At 46.7% G+C, this 23,502-nt stretch carries 11 protein-coding genes; all 11 read right to left on the bottom strand.

Features of this window, described 5'->3' with window-relative positions:
• Positions 1 to 8: 8 nt before the first annotated feature.
• From FLA_RS05820 to FLA_RS05770, 11 genes are read right to left on the bottom strand one after another with little or no spacing between them, the layout of a single operon-like run.
• A complete protein-coding gene (locus tag FLA_RS05820; protein ID WP_197705861.1) occupies positions 9 to 3,266 on the bottom strand; it encodes a glycoside hydrolase family 2 TIM barrel-domain containing protein in 3,258 nt (1,085 codons plus the stop codon).
• Positions 3,267 to 3,274: 8 nt separating this feature from the next.
• The gene (locus FLA_RS05815) at positions 3,275 to 5,290 is read right to left on the bottom strand and encodes an aceric acid hydrolase (protein ID WP_076380232.1); all 2,016 of its coding nucleotides are present in this window, start codon (positions 5,288 to 5,290) and stop codon (positions 3,275 to 3,277) included.
• Positions 5,291 to 5,317: 27 nt separating this feature from the next.
• Positions 5,318 to 7,462, bottom strand: a complete 2,145-nt coding sequence (locus FLA_RS05810; RefSeq protein WP_231940398.1) for an alpha-L-rhamnosidase-related protein — start codon at positions 7,460 to 7,462, stop codon at positions 5,318 to 5,320.
• Positions 7,463 to 7,498: 36 nt separating this feature from the next.
• Positions 7,499 to 9,094: an SLC5 family protein gene (locus FLA_RS05805; protein ID WP_076380185.1), complete on the bottom strand. Its 1,596-nt coding sequence runs from the start codon at positions 9,092 to 9,094 to the stop codon at positions 7,499 to 7,501.
• A gap of 37 nt (positions 9,095 to 9,131) precedes the next feature.
• Positions 9,132 to 10,229 carry a Gfo/Idh/MocA family protein gene (locus tag FLA_RS05800; RefSeq protein WP_076380186.1) on the bottom strand — a complete coding sequence of 366 codons (1,098 nt, stop codon included), beginning with the start codon at positions 10,227 to 10,229 and terminating at the stop codon, positions 9,132 to 9,134.
• Between the two features lie 35 nt (positions 10,230 to 10,264).
• Positions 10,265 to 12,805, bottom strand: coding sequence for an L-rhamnose mutarotase (locus FLA_RS05795; RefSeq protein WP_076380187.1), 2,541 nt, complete (start codon positions 12,803 to 12,805; stop codon positions 10,265 to 10,267).
• An 11-nt stretch (positions 12,806 to 12,816) separates the two neighbouring features.
• Entirely contained in the window at positions 12,817 to 13,692 is an 876-nt protein-coding gene (locus FLA_RS05790) for a sugar phosphate isomerase/epimerase family protein (protein WP_076380188.1), read from the bottom strand.
• A gap of 3 nt (positions 13,693 to 13,695) precedes the next feature.
• Complete coding sequence (locus FLA_RS05785) at positions 13,696 to 15,087, bottom strand: alpha/beta hydrolase family protein (protein WP_076380189.1); 1,392 nt, start codon at positions 15,085 to 15,087, stop codon at positions 13,696 to 13,698.
• Positions 15,074 to 18,865, bottom strand: a complete 3,792-nt coding sequence (locus FLA_RS05780) for a family 78 glycoside hydrolase catalytic domain (protein WP_076380190.1) — start codon at positions 18,863 to 18,865, stop codon at positions 15,074 to 15,076. Before FLA_RS05780 ends, FLA_RS05785 begins: the two co-directional genes overlap by 14 nt.
• Before the next feature lie 19 nt (positions 18,866 to 18,884).
• Positions 18,885 to 21,653, bottom strand: coding sequence for a glycoside hydrolase family 2 (locus tag FLA_RS05775; RefSeq protein ID WP_076380191.1), 2,769 nt, complete (start codon positions 21,651 to 21,653; stop codon positions 18,885 to 18,887).
• Positions 21,654 to 21,669: 16 nt separating this feature from the next.
• Entirely contained in the window at positions 21,670 to 23,499 is a 1,830-nt protein-coding gene (locus tag FLA_RS05770) for a sialidase/neuraminidase family protein (protein WP_076380192.1), read from the bottom strand.
• Positions 23,500 to 23,502 lie beyond the last annotated feature (3 nt).

The following is a 23,502-nucleotide window of genomic DNA, read 5'->3' as shown; positions in this document are numbered from 1 at the left end:
TTATTCAATTATGGTTTCTCTACCAGGGGCGACAAGTAAAAACGATACCGGTAATCCCTGGCTGGCACCTGGTATTGCTCCAGCGGCTGGGCCACATCGCTCCAACTATCATTACCGCCCACGCCCATTTGTACCAGGTCTATGTTTAATGTAATATACCCCGCATCACGCAAATCTGTAGTATGTTTTGAAGCAGCTATATTCTCCTCGGTATAGGGCCATGCGCTCATACTTAACAGGCTATCCGCTATCACCATTACACCACTCTGCTTCTTTTCGTTCAACAGCATCATCCAGCGCACATCTGTTCTGTTACCGTTTTCCTGTGGCACTACATAAGGCTCCATAAAATCAGACAGGTTACTGTGATAGATACCGGCGTCAAAACCATAACGCCTGTCAATGTAATTCTCATACAATCCCCTGCCATACCACGAGATACTATCAAAACTGCGCGGTATGCCACATTGCATACCCACTTTGGGTATATGTGGCAATGCTGTATCGGCATGCAGGGTGTAATCTACTTTTACCAACCCGCTTCCATCAATAGTATATACCACTGTAACCTGCGCGCTGTCGTGCAGTAAAGTATATTTACTTTCTATAACGTGGTTACCTTGTTTATTCTTACTATGACTGATACCAGACAGCTTCATATCCGTATGAAACCAGGAATATAATTTTTTATGCGTTTTCCAGCCACGCTTGTCATTATCCGTTTGCGGACGGGTGAAATGCGGCAATAAAGGCGCTTTTAAACGCTCTGCACCTTCATACACCATAGAGAATAAGCCGCCATTCTTTTTGGAAAAGCCTAACTGCACCTTCTTGCCTTTAATCAATATATCATCGGCAGTTTCTGTATAGTCCAGCGAAGTAGCATCAGAGAAAGTCAGCCAACGTGCAGCAGGCCGCGTCAGCGAAAATTGATTGGCAGCCACTTCATAACCAGCCGCAGCCCAGGGTTTATTTTCCTTTTGTAAGAAATGAATATCACATAAAAACTCCCCATCATTATACAATCCGGCGGGATATAGAGAAGAGACATGAATAACCGTATCCCGCCCTGCGGCTACCATCATTACGGGCAAGGTATCCACCTTTACGGCCTTTCCTTCTTTCAGTATACGCACATACACGGTATACCTGCTCAGCGATACACTGCTATGGCGGTTATGAATCTTTATTAATCCCTGCACGCTGTCAGTCATCGTACATTCCACCGGCTGAAATACCCGCTTACATTCATACATCGGCGCTTTAGGTCTGCCCAAAGCATCTACAATTCCCTTGATGGTAAAGTTGTCAAAATACTTTTCACCAAAATCACCACCATACGCATAATAGGGCCTGCCCGCTGAATCTATCTTTTCCAAACCCTGGTCTTTATATTCCCAGATACAACCGCCTATTACACGCGGCGTATTGCGAAACACATCCCAGAACTCTTTCAGGTTACCTACCGAGTTGCCCATTGCATGCGCATACTCCACAAAGAAAATAGGACGCGTATCTCCGTTGTTCTGATTGGCCAGTAAAGTAGGCGTATAAATACCGGGATACATACGGCTTACGATATCTACATAATACTGATCTCGTGGATTTTGTAAACGATGCGAATGGTCATTGGTTTTAGGATAACGCGGATCGCCCAACGGAATATACCCTTCCAACTGATGACTGCCCATTCCCGGCTCGTAATGCACCGGACGGGTAATATCAAAATCGTGCACCCACGCAGCCATAGCCGCATGGTTAGGTCCACGCCCGGCTTCATTACCCAGGCTCCAGATAATTACACTTGGGTGGTTCTTATCCCGCATTACCATACGCGTTACACGTTCCATATAAGCATGTGTCCATTCCGGGTCATTGCTAAGCTTGCCACCCAGGCCATGCGTTTCATGGTTGGCTTCATCAATTACCAGTATACCATATTCATCACACAGATCGTAGAAATACGGATCTAAAGGGTAATGACTGGTACGTATGCAGTTGAAATTAAAACGTTTGATCGTTTGCACATCCTGCAATATATCATCCCGTGTTAAGGCTTTACCTCTCGTGGGATGATGGTCAGGCCTGTTTACCCCATACAGGTACGTTTCTTTGCCGTTAATCAGCAGCTTGCTGTTCACCGGCGAAAACTCAATGCTTCTGAAACCCACCTTGCAACTCTTCACTTCCAGTATATGACCAGTACTGTCCTCCAATGATACCGTCAATGTATACAAGTTAGGCGTTTCATCACTCCATTTATCGGGATGCGGAATAGTAGTTTCCAGCAAACCGAATTTCACGTTATCCAAACGGGGATATATTTCATTTACAATAGCATTGGCATCCTTTGTTAAAGGAGCAGCCAGCACTGCCTTTCCCTGCTTATCAAACAACTGCGCTTTTACCGTATAGCCTCTTACCGGCTTACCGGTATAGTTATCTAAGCGTGGACGAATGCTCAGCACCGCATCATTATACTGCTTATCCAGTTTCGCCTGCCAATGCAAATCAGCAATACGCAAAGGCGGTTCGGCCAACAGCATTACTTCGCGCTGTATACCGCTTAAACGCCAGTGATCCTGGTCTTCCAGGTACGAGCCATCGCTCCAGCGAATTACCTGTACCGATATACTATTTTCCCCTGCACGTAAGTAAGGGGTAACGTTAAACTCAGAAGGTAAGAAACTATCCTCACCGTATCCGGCAAACTTACCGTTCACCCATACTTTAAAGGCAGAGCTTACGCCACCAAAATGCAGGGTGATATTCATGCCCTTCCAGCTGGCAGGCAACGTAAAGCTGCGCTGATAACTGCCCACTGCATTGTAATCTTTGGGAATATTGGGCGGATCTACGGGGCGAAAAGGATATACCGCGCTTTTATAAATAGGCTTATCATATCCCTGCATTTCCCAGTTGGCAGGCACCGGAATCTTCTTCCAGCCTTTCACCTTGCTTTTATAAAAATCAACGGGCGCATCTGCCGGTTTGATAGCAAAGGAAAAATCCCAGTCGCCATTCAACAACAACATCCTGCCACTGGCAGCACGATCCCCTTTCAACGCCGAAGCCACATCGGCATACGAATAAGCCGTAGCACGACTTCTGTCGCGGTTAATACTGGTTACCAGCGGGTTTTCCCAGGGCTCGGCCGCATATACACCCGGCACCGGCGGCACCGCAGCAGGCAAGCCATCCACGGTTTGTGCCATACCAGCCAACGACGCAAAAACACTCAACAGACATACAGATAAATAGCGCATACATTCCATTATTTTACAACCGGCATCCACACCGTCATATCATCATACCCCCTGTTATTCCAGGCGTAATAAGGTATCAGTTTTATAGTAACAGTTTTATCCGCCGCCTGTAAAGGACGGTACAGGATATTATTCCAGTTGTTATGAGTAGTTAACCGGGCCTGCCCCTCCAGTGCCATCACCTCGCTGTTATCAATTTTCACCGGCACCGGTTTCAGCACAATATCCGAAGGTAGCGATACCTGAAAGATATCCTGTCCTGGTAAGTCTGCCGCTTCCAGGCAATACACCAACGGACCACGCTTTACCACCACCTGGTTACGGGCTTCTTCTACCATGGGGTTGGCTTCCAGCAAAGTAGCAGGCATATCCAGCACCAGGGCTATTACATCCCCTTTTTTCCATTGACGCGTAACAGTAGCATAGCTACCGCTTTCCAACGCCGTATTTACCGGCTGGCCATTTACCTGTAATTGCGCCTTACCACACCATCCCGGTATACGCAGATGTATAGCAGTGCTTTTGGCAGGCGCCTGCTGAATAGTAATATGGATATTGCCATCCCAGGGATAGCCTGTTACCTGTTCCAGTTGTAGAGCAGATCCATCTGCCAGTTTAGTTTGCAATTGGTTGCTACCATACATATCTACATACAAGCCATCTTTGGCCACACTATACATATAGCTGCTTACTTCTGCAATAGTACGTACCGTATTAGGCGGGCAACAGTTAGATAAAGCGATATAAGGCTTACGGCTACCCTCCCATCTTAAATGATAAGGATAATCCTTACTCACTGCCAGCGGATTGGTATAACAATAATCATTACCGTTTACGCTTACCCCGCTTAACACACTGTTATATAAAGTAAGCTCCACCACATCTGCATACCGGGCATCGCCGGTTAGCTGTAACATGCGGCGGTTCCATAACACACTGCCAATATTGGCGCAGGTTTCATTGTAGGCGCTCAGGTTAGGCAGCTGGTAGTTTTTACCATAAGCCTGGTGTATACGCTGCACCGTATCCGGATTGTACGAAATACCATCCACCGATACCCCATCGTATAAAGCTCCGCAACCACCTGTTACATATAATTTCCGGTTTACAATATCCTCCCACAACAACTGCAACGTATGCAGCAAAGCAGTATCACCTGTTTCGGCATATACATCAGCCACACCCGCCAGCAGGTAGTTGGCACGTACAGCATGCCCTACCACCCGTTTCATATCACGAAAAGGCACGCGGTCAGAATTATCATCTGTTCCCTCCGTCATACCGCGTATATCAATCAGCTTTTTAGCCAACTGCAAATACTTTACTTCTCCTGTAGTACGGTACATCTCTATCACCCCCATATAGTGCGATGGACAAATAGCATTACGCGCCTGCTGCGGAGTAGCCTTTGTATAAAAAGCGATCAGGAAATCAGTTGCCTTTTTAGCAATGTTCAGTAAGCTTGTTTTGCCGGTAGCACGGTAGTGTACACAGGCTGCCGTCATCAGGTGGCCGAAGTTGTATGCTTCAAAACTCAGCTTATCATCAAACATCTCCCGTTTACCGGTTTGCTGTTGTTCTATGATAGACTTTGTATATACATACCCATCTTTACGCTGCGCCTTTCCTATTACCGCAATTGCCTTATCCATCATACTGTCCAGCTTGCGGTCTTTAGTGGCTGCGTACATAGCTGCTACCGCTTCCAGGGTTTTATAAAAATCACCATCATGGAAGGAAGGCCCCTTAAACGAACCCGTATCCAACCCGGCAGCTATTTCAAAGTTTTTAAAGGAATGACATAATTCTGCATCATTATAGGTATGCCACAAATGTGGCACCATTGAATCTCTGCACACCGCAAAACGCTCTGCCCAAAAACCACTGGTCCATTGCACACTGCCCATATCAACACTTGTTCTGCTGGCATAAGGGCTGGCACTGGTGTTTACCAGCGAATGCTGTTGTGCCTGTGTGCTCACAGTGGCACCAACTAACACGCCTATCAACAATAACTTTTTCATACCATTCATAAGTTCGTTCCTGCACTATTACAATGCCGTATAAGTAATACGGTATGCTTTGTTTTTTTCAATCGTTACTTCATACTGCTGGCCGCTCTTTAACACGGCTGTACCATTGCTCACCACCGGTTTGGTTTTACTGTTCAACAGTAATTTACCCGTACCTGTAGCTGATTGCACCTTTATTTCCTTAGCGCTGCAATACACATGTATATTACCGCCAGGCACAGGCACATCACCTTCCATCCACTGTAAACCGCCCAATACCGGCGTAATGGTGTAGGTATCGTAACCCGCCGTTACCGGCGTAACGCCTAAATAGTATTTACCCAACAGGTATATCGGGCTGGCTCCCCAGGCATGACATAAGCTTTTGCCAAAAGGACGGCCATACATCGCATAATGCTCTGCTCCTTTCTTAGCCGGGTTGTATTCTTCCCAAAACGAAGTAGCGCCCAATTTCAACATCCCGCCCCAATAGTTTTTCATTTCCTGCAACACGTAGTTCTGCTCCCCTAACGCACATAATGCTTCCAGTTCATAAAAGCGCATATATGGCGTAGTAATAGCAGGCACGTTGTTGTTCAGCAACACCTGTTTTTTCACCCCCTGCTTCTGATCATTGTTGAGATAGTTGAAAAAGATCGCAAACATATTGGCGTAGCGTGTAACATGATCGGTAGGCTGGCCGTTAATGCGGCTATGTACCAACGCCTGCTTCTCTGTATTCCAATACCAGTTAAACAGTTTGGTTTTTACATCTGCCGCCAGCTGGTTATAAGTATCCTTGTGTTTTGCGTCATTAGCTATCTCTGCACACAGCGCCATGGTTTCCAGGCTGCGGCAAAACAGTAATTGTTCAAAACTTACTTCTCCCTGCTTGCTTAAACCATCGGCCCAGTCAATAAATATCCAGTCGCCCGACAAACCTTCCATCAAACCATCTTTATTCCTGCGGCCCAGGCAATACTCCATCAGCGATTGCATACGTGGGTAACACTGTTTAATAAAGCTGCTGTCGCCTGTATAGCGGTAGTAATCATAAATGCCCATGAACCAGTAAAACGTATAATCCATAATGGTATTGATATGACTGCTTACCGGGTCTTTGCCACGCTGTGCCAGTAATGTACGTTTTACGGTAGGCTCATCAAAATACAGGTAGTAGTTCATCAGGTAGCTTTGATAAGCATCCCCGCTCCATACCCAACGGTCGCGTTTAATACCATCTATAAAAAACTCGCGGGTGTTCAGGTGCAAGGTATACTTCGCTACATCGTAAATGCGGTTGATCTCCTCATCCGAACAACGAAAGTTACCCTTCTCCTGTACAGTAGAATACTCATACAACATAGAAACCGAATCGTAACTTACTCCCGCAGCAGCATTTACCTGCACATACCGGAAAGCCTTGCTTAAAGGCAGTACAGAATCACGGGCAGGTGCATTTTGCAGTTCCAGCCTGTCCAGCGTTTCGCAACTTTCTGTAGCCATGGCTTCTTCACGCGATTCTCCATAATACAACGACAACCCACCAGTTCCTTTCAGGCCATGTATCTTAATAAAACCAAAAGTTTCTTTTCCAAAATCCAGTACCTCCCCTTGTGATAGTTTCTCTTTACGCACGGCAGAAGCAGGTGTTACCTGTAAACGGAAAGCAGAAGGCGGTTGCAGCGGATTGTTAAAACCACCCGAAGCAGCAGGTAACCAAACCGTACCGGACTGGTCCGATACCTTACCAGTAGCATCAATCCATTCTTTATCTTCAAACGTCACCTTCCAGCTGGTATCTGTTACCAGTGTTTTCCCTTTCAGGTAAATAGCGGGTACACGGTCCTGGCAAAACACTTTCATATCCAGCACATGTTTACCCGCAGGTAAGGTAACCTGCGAAGGTTTGCCTGGTAACAGTTTAGTATCCAGTTTTACGTTATACTCCCCTTCTACATACACCGATACGTCTTCCGGTGCAGTCAGGTTAAATGTTTTATGAAAATTGATCAGGATATAATGGTTATCCAGTTTCCAGAAAGGCGGAAAAAAAGAACCGCGTTCTGTGCGCCTGTTCTGCATTTTATTGCTCAACCAGATATCAAAATCGCCCGGATACCATATCCATGTGGCTTCCTGCGCCGCCACGGCACTTACGCCGCCGGCTAACAACAGAATCATTGCAAATCGTTTCACTATCAGCATGCTATCGTTCTTTTAATGTCCACTAAAAACTATATATAATAAAATCATCACTATAATCAGTAAGGTCCAAGCCCATTTCACACGCGGCGTTGTTTTTTCCGGCTGCACTTCAGCAGCTCCCTGCTGCTCCTGGTATACCTGCCCGTTTTTATCCAGCAGCGAAACCACTACTGCCGCCAGCAGCAACACCACAAACAACAAAAAAGACAATACCAGGTAATGTGGCCAGGAATGATACCTGTCCGGCGGAAACACCCACAGGTATAACACGCCGGTTCCCAGGCTAAAAGCCGATCCCGCCGATAACACCATGTTCACCGCCAAACGGGTGGTGCGTTTCCAGAATACCGACAGTAAGAACACCACCGATAAAGGCGGCGCAATAAAGCCCAGTACCGACTGGAACACATCAAATAGTTTTATGCCTTTAATGCTGTCAATAGCCAGCGCTATCAGCACTGCTATGATACACCCCACGGCTATGCTGATACGCCCCATGCGTATCATTTCTTTATCGGTAGCTTGCGGACGGTATTTTTTCACATACACATCCATCGTAAACACCGTACTCAACGAGTTTAAGGAAGAACCTATAGTGCCTACCAGTACGGCAATCAGCACTACAATTACCAGCCCGTTCATACCCGGAGGAAATAAACTGGTTACCATAGTCATATACGCTTCATCTGCATTGGCCAGGTTGGGAAACAGCGCAAAACACAAAATGCCCGGCAGGATAAACAAAGGCAGTGATAATATTTTCAGCCAGCCTATAAAGTTCACCCCCAGCTGCCCCTGTTGCAGGTTACGCGCCCCCAGCACCGATTGCACCATTGCCTGATCGGTACAGAAAAAAGCCACTGCGGCTACCGGGTACCCCAGCAGTATCGCATACCAGGGATATTTTTCATCGCTGGCAGGATGTATAAGATTCCAGTAACCGGAAGGCACTTTATGATATAAGGCGCTGAAACCACCTACTTTGTTCAAACCTATGATCGTTAAAGTAAGCGATACGCCTATCAGCAATATCATCTGAAACACATTCACTTTGGCAATAGCCCTTAGCCCGCCTGCAAAAGCAAACAAACCCGCAAACGCCACCAGCACTATCACCGATTGCCACATGGGTATATCCAGTATCTGCCTTACCAAAAAACCACCGGCAAATAAACCCAGCGATAGCCACGATATCAGTATTTTAATCAGCGCATACCAGGCCAGTATGTTCTGTGTAGAACTGCCATAACGCTTACCCATAAACTCCGGCATGGTGCTTACACGGCTGGCCAGGTACCGGGGCGCAAACACCACCGCCAGTAAAAACAGAAACACAAATGCATACCAGTCAAAATTAATAGCCACAATACCCGTGCTATAGCCAATACTGGCAAAGGCCAGCAACATGGAAGGCCCTACGTTGGTACCCCACATATTAAAACCAATGCTGGACCACCCCAGCGATTTACTGGCCAGGAATAAAGTACCTTCCTTTTTACGGGCAGCCTCACTGGCGCGGTATCCTATCAGTAGCAGCACCAACAGGTATACCACAACTATTGTATAGTCCAGTGCAGTAAGGCGTTGTATAATGTTATTGAGTTGCATGTGTTCTTAAAGCAATCGTTAGTGAATAAACAGTGCGTTATGGCAAAACAGCGGCACCCTGTAACAACTCCGGTGTTAGATCGTGCGCTTTCAGTATGTCGGCAATTTTCACAGGTGTGCCTGTTTTCAGGCTTTTATCCATCGCCTGTAACAAAGCAATCGTGCCTATCCCTTCTTTAATATCCGGGTAGGCGGTAGTATTATTTTCAATACTGTCTGCAAAATATTCCAGGTAGTTCTGGTATTCTCCGGCATGATGGCTTTTGCCTTCAAAGCGGAAATAATGTTTCAGCTTATGCTCCCAGGTAACGATCTGCTCTTCACCGGTGTTGGTAGTTACGGCATAACGCAAATCCATGTAGTCGCCCTGGCTGCATCCTTCCGTCCCTCTTAATATACAGCTCATTTCACTGTCACGGGTAACAGGCTGCACCGGTCCGGTATAAGCGCCGCTTACGCGCGCCACACGGCCATCTTTCGATTTAAAGATAAAGTGCATGGTATCTTCATGCTTCAAACCACCTTTTCTGCCATTGCTGCTTAACATGCCATAACCCATTACTTCTTCTATATCAGGCAGGTACCAGCGTATAAAATCAACCGGGTGACTTAACCCACCATATAACCATTTAAAACTGCTTTCCAGCGACCAGGGCTTTTCTAAAAACCAGCGATGATCGGCATGATAATAGGCTTCTACCGTAATCAGCTCACCAATAATACCCGCTTCGTAATCTGCACGCTGCCGTTTCATGGGTTCAAAAAAGCGGGAGCTTTGCCCTATGAATACTTTTTTGCCGGTTGCTTCGCTCAAAGCCAGCAATTCCTGTGCTTTGGATAAATCGTCAATAAACGGTTTGGTGCATACTACATGCTTGCCATGCTGCAATGCCATTGTCACATGCTGTGCATGCAGGTGATCGGGCGTATAAATAGCAATTACATCTATTTCTTTATCATCCAGCATATCCTGGTAACTGGTGGTGTAGCTATGAAAATCAAATTCTTTGGCACGCTGCTTACACAGCTCTTCGTTACGGTCGCATACCGTTTTTAAACGAAACTTTTTGCTGTTCAACGCGGCAGACATCGTGCTTCTGCCCTCCCCTAATCCCAGTATACCTATGTTTAACATAATCGCTTATTTATATGCTATCAAAATATGGTGTCTTATTTCAACTCCACCCACACTTCACCGGGCGCTGTTCCGGCAATACCTTCCTGGTATTTTTTCATCAGCGTATTCCACTCCACCACGCGCGGGTTATTCTCTGTTGTTTTAGGATTTAAATTATCCAGCTTCTCCCCTTTGGGTATGCTTATCACCAACATCAGCTGGCGGCCATTCCTGTACAATAACAACTGCTGAAAGCGGGCATGGCAAAACCCTTTGGCCAGCTCCGGCCACTGACTGTATTGCGTGGCATGGTATTGCAGGTATTGCTGTTGCAAGGCTGTATCTGCCACCAGGTTAGCTGTTAAGAGGGTATGTTCCCATTCTTCCGCTACTGTTGTGCTATCGCATTTACTACGGTCAAACACATAAAAGCAACTATCGTATAATGTCACTGTTGCATCTGGCACAGCCTTTTTCAACAATGCCACTACCTCATGGGCATTGGGCATTACCGCAAACACCACATAATGGTTTTTCCATTGCTGCAATCCATCGTAATGTGCTGCATGCCTGTTCAGTACTTCCTGTATGCGGTGGGCATATTGCTTCGTGGCTTTGGGTGTTACCATTTCTATAATTACCGGCTTTTCTGCTATAGCCCTTTGCGTTACAGTAGGCGAATAGCTATTAATCAATACACGGTTATCCACCAGGGCTTGATTACACAGCAATGACCGGTAAGCAGGTTGCAGGCCAGCCAGTTGCTTTACACTATCTGTCACCTGCGGGCCATTGTTAAACCAATTATTGTTAGGACCGTTGGCATTCTGCAAAAACTTCTTTGCCGGGCACCAGTTATTATTCACCGTATAATATGCCGTGCCTTCATCTGAATACAAGTAAAACCAGTGTGCAGGCAAATGCGCGTACGGCGCTTTATAAATACTGTCGATATAGTTTTCACTGATCACCGATCCGGGCTGCGCCGATAAAGTATAGATAGCAGCCACATCATACATATGCCTGCCGTAATGATGTATTTTATTACGCAGCACCCGGTTGTTCTGCATCACGTTTACCGTGCGTGTCCAGCCCCAGCCTACACTAATGCCGGAGTAGCTTACCTCACTTACTTCGTTATGCTCAATGGTTATATTCTTCACATACCCGGCGCTAATGCCCAGTGTACCCCAGTCTTCATTGGTTACATCTGTTACCAGGTTATTGTTGATGTTGGTATAGCTGCACACTTCGCGGTTATCTACCGGCAGGTATGGCAAATGCGTTTCAAAGGGTTCATCTGAGTATACGCCCACCTGTATGCCTGTGCCACCAATATCACTGAATACGTTACCGGTAATGTCATCCTGCCGGGTACCTCTTTTATAGTCCAGCCCTGTAGAAGCCAGGTGCCTGAAACGGCAACCTTCAAAGCGGGTATCATGCGCAAACATGACTTCGGCAGCCGCCGGAGGCCTTCCTATCCATGCCTGATTTTCCAATCCTTTTTTATCCGGCGTACCAGGCACTTTCAGCTTATAGGCATCCAGCATATACATGCCTGCCTGCAAAGGCACATGCCCTTGTAAAGAAGGACGTAACCAGCTGGTATGTTCAAATGCAATACCCTTAAACTGTACATAACCAACCGGATTATCGATAGTGCCACTCACTTTTACCAGTGTTTCCTGTACGGGTGCTACCACTTCCTGTGTCAGCAGGTTTTCATCTGCCCTGGGCCAGTAATACAATTGCCCGGCAGCCACATCCAGGTACCATTCTCCCGGCTCATCTAAAAACTGTATCGCATTGGTGAGATAAAAAGCAGAATTACCCGTGTGGGTCGATTGCCACGGAGCCGGCCAGGGATGTTCGTTTTGTACAATGCTTTCCGGTTGTTCAAAAGACAGTTTAGTACTATCCCCTTGTACCAGCATCGCTTTTACACGCAGATTGGCTATAGCCCACCACTGATGTATCAGCATTTCCACACCTGCTGCCTGTTGCAGGGAGGGCGTAGCCGGTGTAGGTATCCAGCATTCTCCGGTAGCATGGTTCCACGATATAATACGACACATACTATCTCCATTACTATACCGTGCGCGGGTAGCTTTACGGTTGTTCACCCACAGCTGCCTGAACAGCAATGAAACTCCCCCGGTAGCTGGCACAGGCGCCACCCACACTTTACCTTTAGCAACAGCAGGAAGGCCCGCAGGTGTTTGCTGTGCACGTTTCCAGCCGTTGATAGTGATACCGCCACTGATGATGGGCTGCTCACCAGCTGCCGCTTCTATAATGGTAGGACTTTCGGGTGTACCCGAATCTTCCGGCCGAATCAGCACCGGATCGTATAAGCGGTAAGTGCCGCCCTGTACAATAATATGAATGCCGCCCTGCACACCACTGTTATGCAATCGCCGCCATTCTCTTGCCAGCCGCAAAGCAGCCTGCAAAGTGGCTTTGGGATGCCCGGCAGTGCCATCGTAAGTATCATTTCCCTGTATGCTCACAAAAATGTCTGCGGCATCTGCGTGTAGGGCAGATGCCAGCAAAACATAAATAGCCAGCAACAGAAAACATCGTTTATTCATATGGCAATACTTTATTTTTTGCCTGATTGAAATATCTTTTTCAGGTAGGCGGTATTAGCACCGTAGTTACCTTTTACATCTTTCGGTTTAGAAGCATCGCGGGAACGTTCAATCACCAGCCAGCCGCTCCACTTCATCTTATCCAGTACCTTCTTCACTTTCACCATATCAATTTGCGCATCGTTCTGTAACCAAACACTATCCTTGTTGGTACAGTGTATCATGCAAATGCGGTCTTTGCCCAATATGGTCAGCTCTTTATACAGATCGCGTCCTTCCTTTAAAGGATTAGAGAAATTGAAATAGATTTTAATACCGGGTGAGTTGATTTCTTTTAACAGCCGCACTTCTTCCGATGCAGTCAGTGCGGTTTCAATGCCAATTACCACACCCGCTTTTTCCGCCATAGCGCCGGCCACTTTTAAACGGGCCACTACCGAATCGCGCACTTCCGGGTTCTTACGCAAATCGCATTGTACCCCCAATGGCAGGAAAGCTACTTTTACATTCATCAGTTGCATAGAGGTGATACAGTCCTGTATAGATTGTATATACTCTGTACGGTTGCAGAACGACTGGGCATAATACCCGGTCATAGCCAGTGAAAATATCTCTACCTTTTCTTCTTTGGCTTTATTGATAAACTCCTGGCGCAGCGAGTCTACCAACAGCTTGTTATCAAACGTAGGCCGGTTGCCCAGGCCGCCTAAATCAATTTCCACACCATCTGCACCCAGCTGGCGGGTTAAGGTGATAGCACCTACCTTCTGGCGCTTCAACAGCATTAAATCAATTAATCCTACCTTATAGCGCTGTGCACCGGCATCGGCCGCAGCCATTACCAGTAACAGGCCTAACAGCAATACATTCTTCTTATATAGCATCATCGTTTATTTAGTATTCCATATTTTTTCCAGCTGCGCAAAACCATGAATAGCATTGGCCGGAAGTTGCTCGCCTTTATCGCCAAACACATACAATGCCTGCTCTTTCTCAATGGTCAGTGTGCTTTCATCTATGTTACCGGCAGCATCCTGTATAGCATTCAGTTGCAGGCCCAGATGCTTTGCCATAAAGCGGTATACAGCGGTGCGCTTGTTAATGCCAAAATCGTGTCCCTCAGCAGGCAGGTGAACGTTCTCCACCTGGCCGCTTTGCTGGTAATAACCATATATTTTTTGCAGGTAGGGAAAATCATGCTCCGGCATTTTATCTGTCCAGTCTTTACCATCACTTACCACCAGTTGCGGACGTGGAGCGGTCATAGCAGCAATTTCCACGTTATCGGTACGGTTACCACAGCTATGTATAGGCATACCACTTTCACAAGGGCAGCCACCATAGAAATAAGAACTTAACGAAACCACCGGCGCACTTACTTTAATACGGTTGTCTATAGCCGCCATCAACACGGTGTGACTGCCAGCGCCTGAGCCACCTGTAATAGCCACCCGTGCCGTATCAGCATCTTTTAATTGTAACAGGTAATCGAGTATGCGTATAGAGCCTAACACCTGCACACTCATGGCCAGGCTTCTGCGGTGATCTTCCTGGGCAAATTGTAATAACGATTCGCCCCAGGCAAACAGATCATAGCTGAAAGCCATAGCGCCCATCCTGGCCAGCGCTGCACAGCGATACTGGCAATCGGGCCGATAACGTTGTTTTTCCCAATGCCCATCGGGATTCAGTATCACCGGTATCTTTCCTTTATACTTAGCCGGTTTGTATAACGATCCGTTGATGTATACACCCGGTAATATTTCAATAGCAATGTTGCGTACAGTGTAGCCATTAAACTTACGCTCAGCAGTGACGATCGGCTGCGATTTTGGCGCTGCCGGTAATGGCTGTAGTTGTAAAGCTTCCAGCAAGCAAGGTTGCAAAACACTTTTACGCTGCTCCCACTCTTCGCGGTTGTGGTATTGCGCGGCCAGCCTGTCTAGTTCCGCCCATCCATCAGCCACCGTCCAGCGGTAATACTCGTATACGCTGAGCTTATATAGTTTGTCCTTTTCTTTTTTCACTTTTAAATCCAGCGGCGCAAGCACATTGTCCAACGTGGCTTCTACATCATTGCGAAAACGCCAGTCGGCATAAGTAACCCATTTGCCCGCTACCAGGCTATCTGCATATTTAATCCTTACCCCGTATTGGGTTTCAATAGTAGCCAGCACCTCGCGCAAGGTTCTTTTATAACCTGCATCTGTATTCTGTTGCGCATAGGCATTACCCAGCAACAACATTCCAGCGGCCACCCATATCGTTCTAAGGTTCTTCATGTGATGCATTTGTGGCAGGTGAAATTGCAGCACCCGGCCATTGCTCGTTAATAATCTCTTTCATTTCCAGTTTAGCCGGATCAATTTTTACATATTTAATCCGCTCCCTGCGCCAGGTGTACACGATATGCACCATACCATCGGCCGATTGCATTACACTGGGATAAGAATACTGGCTCACCGGTGAATCTTCCAGCACCAGCGATGCATACCAGGTTTTGCCATCTTTTGACAACGCTACGTTTAACGGCGTTCTGGGCCCTTTCCCATTCGATAAAGACGCATCAGGTTTTACGTGGTTGTATACCAGCAGTTGCCTGCCATCTTTTAAGGTAATGGCATCTGTGCCGGAATTGTTGTTAGGCAAATGGATCAGTTTCATTTCGCCCCAGGTTTTGCCCCCATCACTGCTCCACGCTTCGGCAATGCTTCTGTTGCGGGTTCTGCACAATATCTGTAAGCGGCCATCTGCATAATGCAGTATGCTGGGCTGTATAGCGTTAATGGTTTTGCCATCATTCAATGGCCCTATCTTATTCCAGGTTTTACCTTCATCGGTAGTAGTTTCAAAATGTACACGCCAGCCGTTTCCTTCCGTGCTGGATGGGCAAATGAGCACATTACCCACCTGCACCGGTTTATTTTTAATAGGGCCCAGGAATCCTTCTGGCAAAGCTTCCGGGCTGCTCCAGCTGATACCATTATCCTTTGAGCGAATCATCCATCCTTTCCAGTTAGCCACTTTGTTGCCTATTTTATAAAACAACAGCAAATCGCCGTGCGGCACCTGGTATAACACCGGGTTGTAACAGGCAATACGCACGCTGTCATTTACCACACCATTGGCTACCGATACAGGAGTGGTCCATTGGCCATTCACCAGGCGGCTGGTATATATCTCTACGTCTTTATTGCCTTCCTTCGTTCCGCCAAACCATGCTGCAATCAAACCTTTAGGCGTTTCCGCTATCGTAGAAGAATGACTTTCGGGAAAAGGAGATTGACTAAAGATGAATTCATCTGTTACAATACCTTTTTTCCATAACAAGGCAGAAGAGAAATGATAGCTACCCGAAGCCACGCTATACACAGCCGTGCGCCCTTCCATGCGTAAAAAGCGAACACCAGCAGCTTTGGCAGCAGGTTTCCCGCCTTCTGTTACACCTGCACTGTCGTTAGCAGGTATATACAATGTCGCTTGTGTGTTAGCAGGAATAGTCACCTGCCAGTTAAACAGGTCTTCTTTCTTTTGCCAGTTGCTTACGATGGCACCGTTTACGCTTTGGTAGCTGGCGTTTACATAAGTAAGTCCATCCATATTCTCCGGCTTCATAACAATAGAACGAAAGCCGGCGCCGGCAGATTGAATGCCGCCGGCATTTTCAAACAACCACACCAGTAAATCGCCCAGCAACATCACATGGTTTTGTGAGTTCATCTGTGGGTCGGCAGTGTTGCCATTCCACAACTCCCATATGGTAGAAGCGCCATTCTCTGTCATGTAACCCCAGCTGGGATAAGTTTTATTGGAAGCCAGTGTATAAGCAATATCTGAACGCTGAAAGCGGGTTAAACCACGCATCAGGTATTGAATGCCTATTACCCCTGTGCTCACATGCATGTGATTGGTAATTTTTACAGTATTGTACAGGCTGTTAAACACACCCTCTTCCAGCTCGGCCGGCACCATGCCATAATACAAAGGCAGCAGGTTGGCAGTAGCCGTGTTATTATCATAGCATTTCTGCTGTGCACGGTAAAAGGTGGTATGAAAAGCTTTTTTTACAGAATCGGCCAGTGTGGCAAAACCCACTACATCTTCCTGCTGTCCTGCCAGCTTTGCAAACTGCTGCATATATTGCAACATCTGGTAGTAAGTAGCAGTAGCTATAAGGGTTCCATTGGTGTTGCGCAGGGAATCGCGCGAGCGGATCATGTGTAAATCTTCCGGCGGCACGCACCAATCGCCATACTTATCTTTTGTAAGCAGGTAGTTTTTCAGGTACTTGCCTTGCATATAGCGCATCCACTTTTTCATAGAAGCGTAATGCTTTACTATCGGCTGTGCATTGCCATACTGCTTGTATAACATATCCGCTACCATCAGGTATGTGCCCGGCCAGGTAACGTTGTCTGAGTAATAGTTCCAGTAAGCCGGAGCCACATCGGGTATAGCACCTTCTGCGGTTTGCGCGTCTTCAATATCATCCAGCCATTTGGCATACAGGTTTCCGTTACCAAACAAAAAGCTTTCGCCTAATGCACCGGTAGCACGGTCGCCCAGCCAGGGCTGGCGCTCGTTCCGTTGCGGACAATCTACCGGCATGCCTTTATAGTTGGAAGCAATGCCCCACCAGGCGTTACGGATAATTTTATTGATAATGGTATCTGAGGTTTGCAGCTGACCTGTAGTTTCCAGCGCATCATACACTAACTGTCCTTCAAAATTATCAGCAGCAGGTTTGCCGGGGAAACCGGTTACCTCTACATAACGAAATCCCTGGTACACAAATGCCGGATGCCAGGTTTCTACTCCACCCCCTTTCAGGGTGTAGGTGTTGGTAGCTCTGGCATCACGCAGGTTGGCGGTATATAAATTACCATTCGGCTGCAGGCTTTCCGCAAAACGCATGGTAACCTTATCGCCTTGCTTACCCTGCACTTTCATTTGTAACCATCCTGCAAAGTTTTGTCCCATGTCCAGTATATAACCATTGGCGCTGGGGCGTATAGATACGGGTTTCAACGTTTTCATCACCCGCATAGGCTCGCTCACCTGTGCTTTTAACACACCACCGGGCGCAGCTACCAGTTGAACCGGCATCCATCCTTCGGCAACACTGGCCAATGCCAGTGACCTTTTACCGGTAAGCGCTTTATTGGCGTCGTATGTTTCGCCATCATATTCGTTATTGCTACGTATGGGGCCATCTGCGTTCAGCTTCCAGCTACCATCACTTATCACCGTTTCCCTGGTGCCATCTGTATAAGTCAACTCCAGCTGAAACAACAGCTTAGGATAACCGAACGTATTAATTTTAGCAGGCTTATAGTTCTGGCGCATGGTAAAAAAGCGGCCATTACCTAATGCTACCATAATATCCTGCTTAGGCTGCTGCATCAGGGCTGTTACATCATAACTGTTATATAAAACAGCCTTCCGGTAATCGGTAGGCGCAGGTGATAATACCTGGCTGCCAACTTTGTTGCCATTCATGTATAATTCGTATAAGCCAACACCTGCTATATAGGCTACGGCCTGTTTTACTTTTTTGGTATGTGTAAATACTTTACCTGCATAACGCGCACTTAAACGCGACCACTGGCTTACACTATCCCAGGCAAAGGCCGAATCCATGCCTATCCATTTCGCTTTCCATTGTGCCGGTTGCAGGCTGTTTAACCAGTAAGCAGGTTCACTCCATCCCGTAACGCCTTTATTGGTATATACTTTTACTTTCCAGTAGCAATAGCTGTTGGCAGCCAAAGCTTTTCCTGCATAGCTTACCCAGGCATTTTGCGTACTGCTTACTTTGCCCGATTGCCACAGATCGCCTGCATTGGCAGCCAGCTTTTCGCGGGAAGAAGCGGCAATAATTTCATAGGCAGTTTGCTGCACATCACGCTGTGTGCTGCTCAGTTGCCAGCTGATGCGCGGCTGTTGTGCATCTACTCCTACCGGATTTTCCAGCATTTCGCAACGCAAATGATGCACCTGCACCTGTGCGGTAGCAGTAAGGCATACTAAACATGTTATGGCAATTAATAAGGCTTTCATCGTTAATGTACTTCCTGGTTTACGGTTTTTCGGTAAAATCAAAATACAATACCATATTCAGCGCACGCGCTGGTTCTTTTTCATAGTCGTACATGATATTCTTCATGCCCATAGGGCCGGTAGTTTCGCGTTTCTGCGTTTTGGTGCCTACACCGGATATGCCCTGCATAAATGAAATATCGCCATCGGGAAATACATATTGCAGGTTCTTCCACGTGTCTTTAGGATCATCTTTTACCACAGGGGTAAACAAACGCAAAAACACATCTTCCGTTTCGGTTACTACGGTAAAGGCGCGGCCTTTTGTATGAAAACGACACCAGTACATATTGGCGTGATACCCTTTAAACTCCGGGTATTGAAAAGGCGCTTCACCGGTTTCAGCACTGTTGTAGTCTTTATGCCATACATCCAGCATACCACCTTTTAAACGGTTTTTCCAAACACGGTAAGGACCTTTACCCAGGTAGTCAACCGAAACCATCTCCTTTTCCGGAAAGGAGAAGTTTACCCCAATGAAATCGGTAAAATAAGCCCCGGGGAAATAATGGATGTTCATCTTTATCCAGCCCGATGGGTATATTGTCCATTCCAATGTGTTATAACTATTAGCACGATCAAATACAGAACGTATGACTACAGTATCTCCTTTTTGAGTAGCCGTAAAACCTGCAAAATTGGTTACCCCCTGTTGCACAATAGGGCCATTGCTTAATAATATCTTTCCTGCGGCATTGCTTACCTGCTGTAATAAACCGGTGCGTTTATGAAACAAGGCCTGCACCCCATTAGCAGCAACCTGGAATGCGCTGTCTGTTTCGGTGAGCTGCACAGCTCCTGCACCGCTGGTGGTTATTTTGCGCTGCGCAATTACATTGGGCAATGCTACCGGGAAGCTCCACGTAAATAACTCATGGTTGGTAGCATCAAAAGCAGTTACATACAACACATCATATGCTGTCCAGCCGGCAGGTAATGCTAACTGTAATTGTCCATGCGCTGATGGTGATATATCCGGTGCAACAGCCGTACCTGTTAATTCCTTACCACCATTGGTTTGCTTTAATTTCCAGGTAAAACGGCACTGGTTCATATTAGTATAGAAATACCTGTTTTCAATAGTGAGCTTACCATCAAATGCAGCCGTAATGTCTTTAGGTTCTATATGTACGGGACACCATATCTCTTTTACGGTAAAATAGCTGCCTTCTTTTTCATGGTATGGGCCTACTAAACCATCAGGCCCGTGGTTGTCGTCGGTATCTATCACTCCGTTCTTATCTGTACGCACTACACCTTCATCTGCAAAGTCCCATAAAAATCCACCGGCGCTTAACGGGTTATGCCACATGGCTTCCCAGTAGTCATCCAGTCCTGCCCCATGCCCACCATCATACATGCCGTGTAAAAACTCGGTAGGCATTACTATCTGGTGGCCATGATCGTAATGGCCTATACCATAACTATAATCGCGGTAGTGTTGTGTTTCAAAACCGCTGAACGATTCCCAGGGATGTATCACCGGGCGTTGCTGCATATCCAGTTGTGTGAACACGGCATCCAGATCGAAGTTGTGCCCCCCTTCGTTGCCGTTGGCCCAGAAGATGATACTTGGATGGTTACGATCGTGGGCTATCATTTCTTTCAGTAAAGATCTGCCTGTAGGGGTATCATAATGTCCATGCCAGCCCGCCAGTTCGTCCATTACAAACAAACCGAGTGAATCGCACATATCCAGGAAATGACCATCCGGCGGATAATGACTCATCCTTACCGCATTCATGTTCATATCCTTCATCATCAGCACATCATCAATGCTCAGTTGCTTACTGGTGGTTCTGCCGGTAGTAGGCCAGAAGGAATGACGGTTCACGCCTTTCATTTTCACCTTCACACCATTCACATATATACCATCCCGCAGTTTTACTTCTACTGTTCTAAAGCCAAAGCGTTGCTGTATAGTATGCACAACTTTGTCGCCCTGATATAAGGTAAACACAGCGTTATATAAATGAGGGGTTTCGCAGTTCCATAATAAAGGCTGCTGAAAATGGCTATTCATTGCCACCGTTGCATCTTTCCCGTTTACCGGCACCGTAACCACATCGCCATAAGCTTTGCCTGCCAGCGTATACAGCTGCACGGTTACTTTATCTGCCGCACCTGCTGTTTGCACTTTAGCCACAAAGCTGCCATCTGCTTTGGCATCAATAGCCACGCCGGCTATATGTTGCTGTGGCAATGCTTCGAGGTATACCGGGCGAAAGATGCCGCCAAACAACCAGAAATCTGCCTTACGCTCGGCTGCATTTACTGATGCATTGGCTGAATGTTTGGCTACCGTTACTTCCAGCTGGTTGCTACGGTTATATTGTAATAAAGTAGTGATATCGTAAGAGAAAGCATAAAATGCACCTTCATGCACTTTACCTGCCAGGCGGCCGTTTACCTTCACTTCGGCGTCAGTCATCACCCCTTCAAAAACCAGGTTTATCTTTTTATGCTTCCAGCCGGCAGGTACGGTAAATGCATATTTATACATTCCTTTTTCCTTGCCGCGTGCACTGTCTTTGGAAAAGCCATAATCGTATTTGCCATAGCCTTGTAACTCCCAGCACGAAGGCACGGCAATGCTACCCCACTTACCCGCATTGCGTCCACCGGTGCAGTAAAACTGCCAGTTCACCGTGTTATCGCTACCGGTGCCTGATAAATACTGCCGTTGCGTTTCCTGCGCCTGCAGTAACGTAATAGCACTTACACATATCGTAACAAACAAACCCTTCATGTAAACAATGCTTTCGTTATTGAACTTTCAACGAGTGAATAAAATAAGCCGCTTCTTTATCAATGGCCCCTGCATTGGGTAAATCATAATTTTGATCAGTTGGTGTGTCCGAATCCGGAAAACGCCTGATACTGCCGGTTCTGAACACAATACGCTGAATGTTTTCCAGCGGTGCAAAAAACAGGTTGGCCCCACCTTCTGTTTTACCGTTAATGTTCACGGTATAAAAACGGGTAGCCGTATTAATCACTACCTGTATATCCAGCTTCTCGCCTGCTTTATATTTAGTAATGCGTTTAAAGCGATAGCCTGCTTTGGTTACCAGTTCTCCGGCCGAATCCAGTATCATACGAATACCAGCATTGCCTTTTCCATCTACAAACTCTATTTCCAGCGCACCATAATTATCCTGTTGCGCGGTGATGCTAAAGCTGGCCGTTAATGCTGTGGAAGCAGGTATTACACGCTCCGCCTTACCAAAGTCAAAAGGATCTTTGTCGCGCAACGCCAGCACGTTGGCACCTTTCTGCTGCTCTATGGCCACGGGCGCCCATAAAGGGCTGTATATATTCCACTCATCCAGTGCAGTGGCTGCATTCATTGTACTGAAATCATCTGCCGGAAACTGCGTTGCTTTCTCCCTCACCGGCGCAGGTATAGAAGCTGCCCAGATATCTTCTTTATTCATACTGTAGGTAACCCAAAAACGCTTGCCTGGCGGTACGCCATCCCCTTCCTGTATACCACGCACATATTGCGGGCCATACGATTTATAGTTACCGCCATAACGCATGGAAGTGATTTCGCCATTTACCAGCAACAGGTTTTTATAATTCAACCCATTGTCACTTACAGATATAGCCAGCGGCCAGCGAAACTCAGAAGGATTATATACAGTAGCGTATTTACCATCTGGTGTACGCTGTCCCCATATTTTAGCATTGGCATTTACAAAGCCCGGTGCGCGCAACGGGTTATATACCCAGCTTTTACCTTCGTTGGTGCTGATGCTGGTCAACGCATATTTCCACAGGCCCACCACTTTGCCATCGGGTAAATGATAATAGCAAAATGCTTTGTATTGCTTTTTTAAAGGAATCAGCGGATCATTCCTGTCTCCCTCTTCCACCCATTGCTGCATCATCAGCGGGGTAGCCAGCAGCTCGTTACAGGCTTCTACAAAACCTTTGTCTTTGCTGGAAGTATAAAAAGGATAAGAAGTATTTTGTTGATTGAACGCATGGTTGTAGCGGATAAAGTAGATAGGACCGTAAGTACCATCTGCTTTTATTTCCCGCACTACCCTGCCTATGCCATTGCCATCGTTGGGGTCGTCTTTAGCGTCCAGTGTAATACCATAAAAAGCCAACGCCAGTAAACGCTTGTTTTTAGCGGTGTAAAAACCAATGCGCTGGTGCATGGTGGCATACAGATCTTTAGCCACGCCGGCAACACCTTCTTTGGTAGTGCCATCGGGCACTTTATAAGGTGGAAAAATGACCACTGGTTTGTTCCAGTGGTAACCATCTTTAGAAGTAACCAGTAATGTCTGTCCGGGCGGCACATGCTCACCAACGGGGTCGCTCAGATATTCCAGGTAAAATGTATTGTTCCAGTAAGCAAGCATAGGGGCATGGTTATAAGTCCAGCCCTGTCCGTCAGTAAGTTCGGGATGTTCCCGGCTGGCGCGCATCACCTGTATGTTGTGCACACCTATGGCGGGGCTCAGTTGCCCGTGATGATAATCTACATTACTTAATACCGATCCTGTATAACGCACGGTATCCTGTGCGGTGGCACTTAAAGAAGATACGGTAATCAATGCTATGGTAAACAAACGCTTCATATG

Origin of the sequence: Filimonas lacunae, assembly GCF_002355595.1 — a bacterium.
Taxonomy (GTDB): domain Bacteria; phylum Bacteroidota; class Bacteroidia; order Chitinophagales; family Chitinophagaceae; genus Filimonas; species Filimonas lacunae.
Note: the sequence above shows the minus strand (reverse complement) of the source record. Positions and strands in the feature narration are given on the sequence as shown.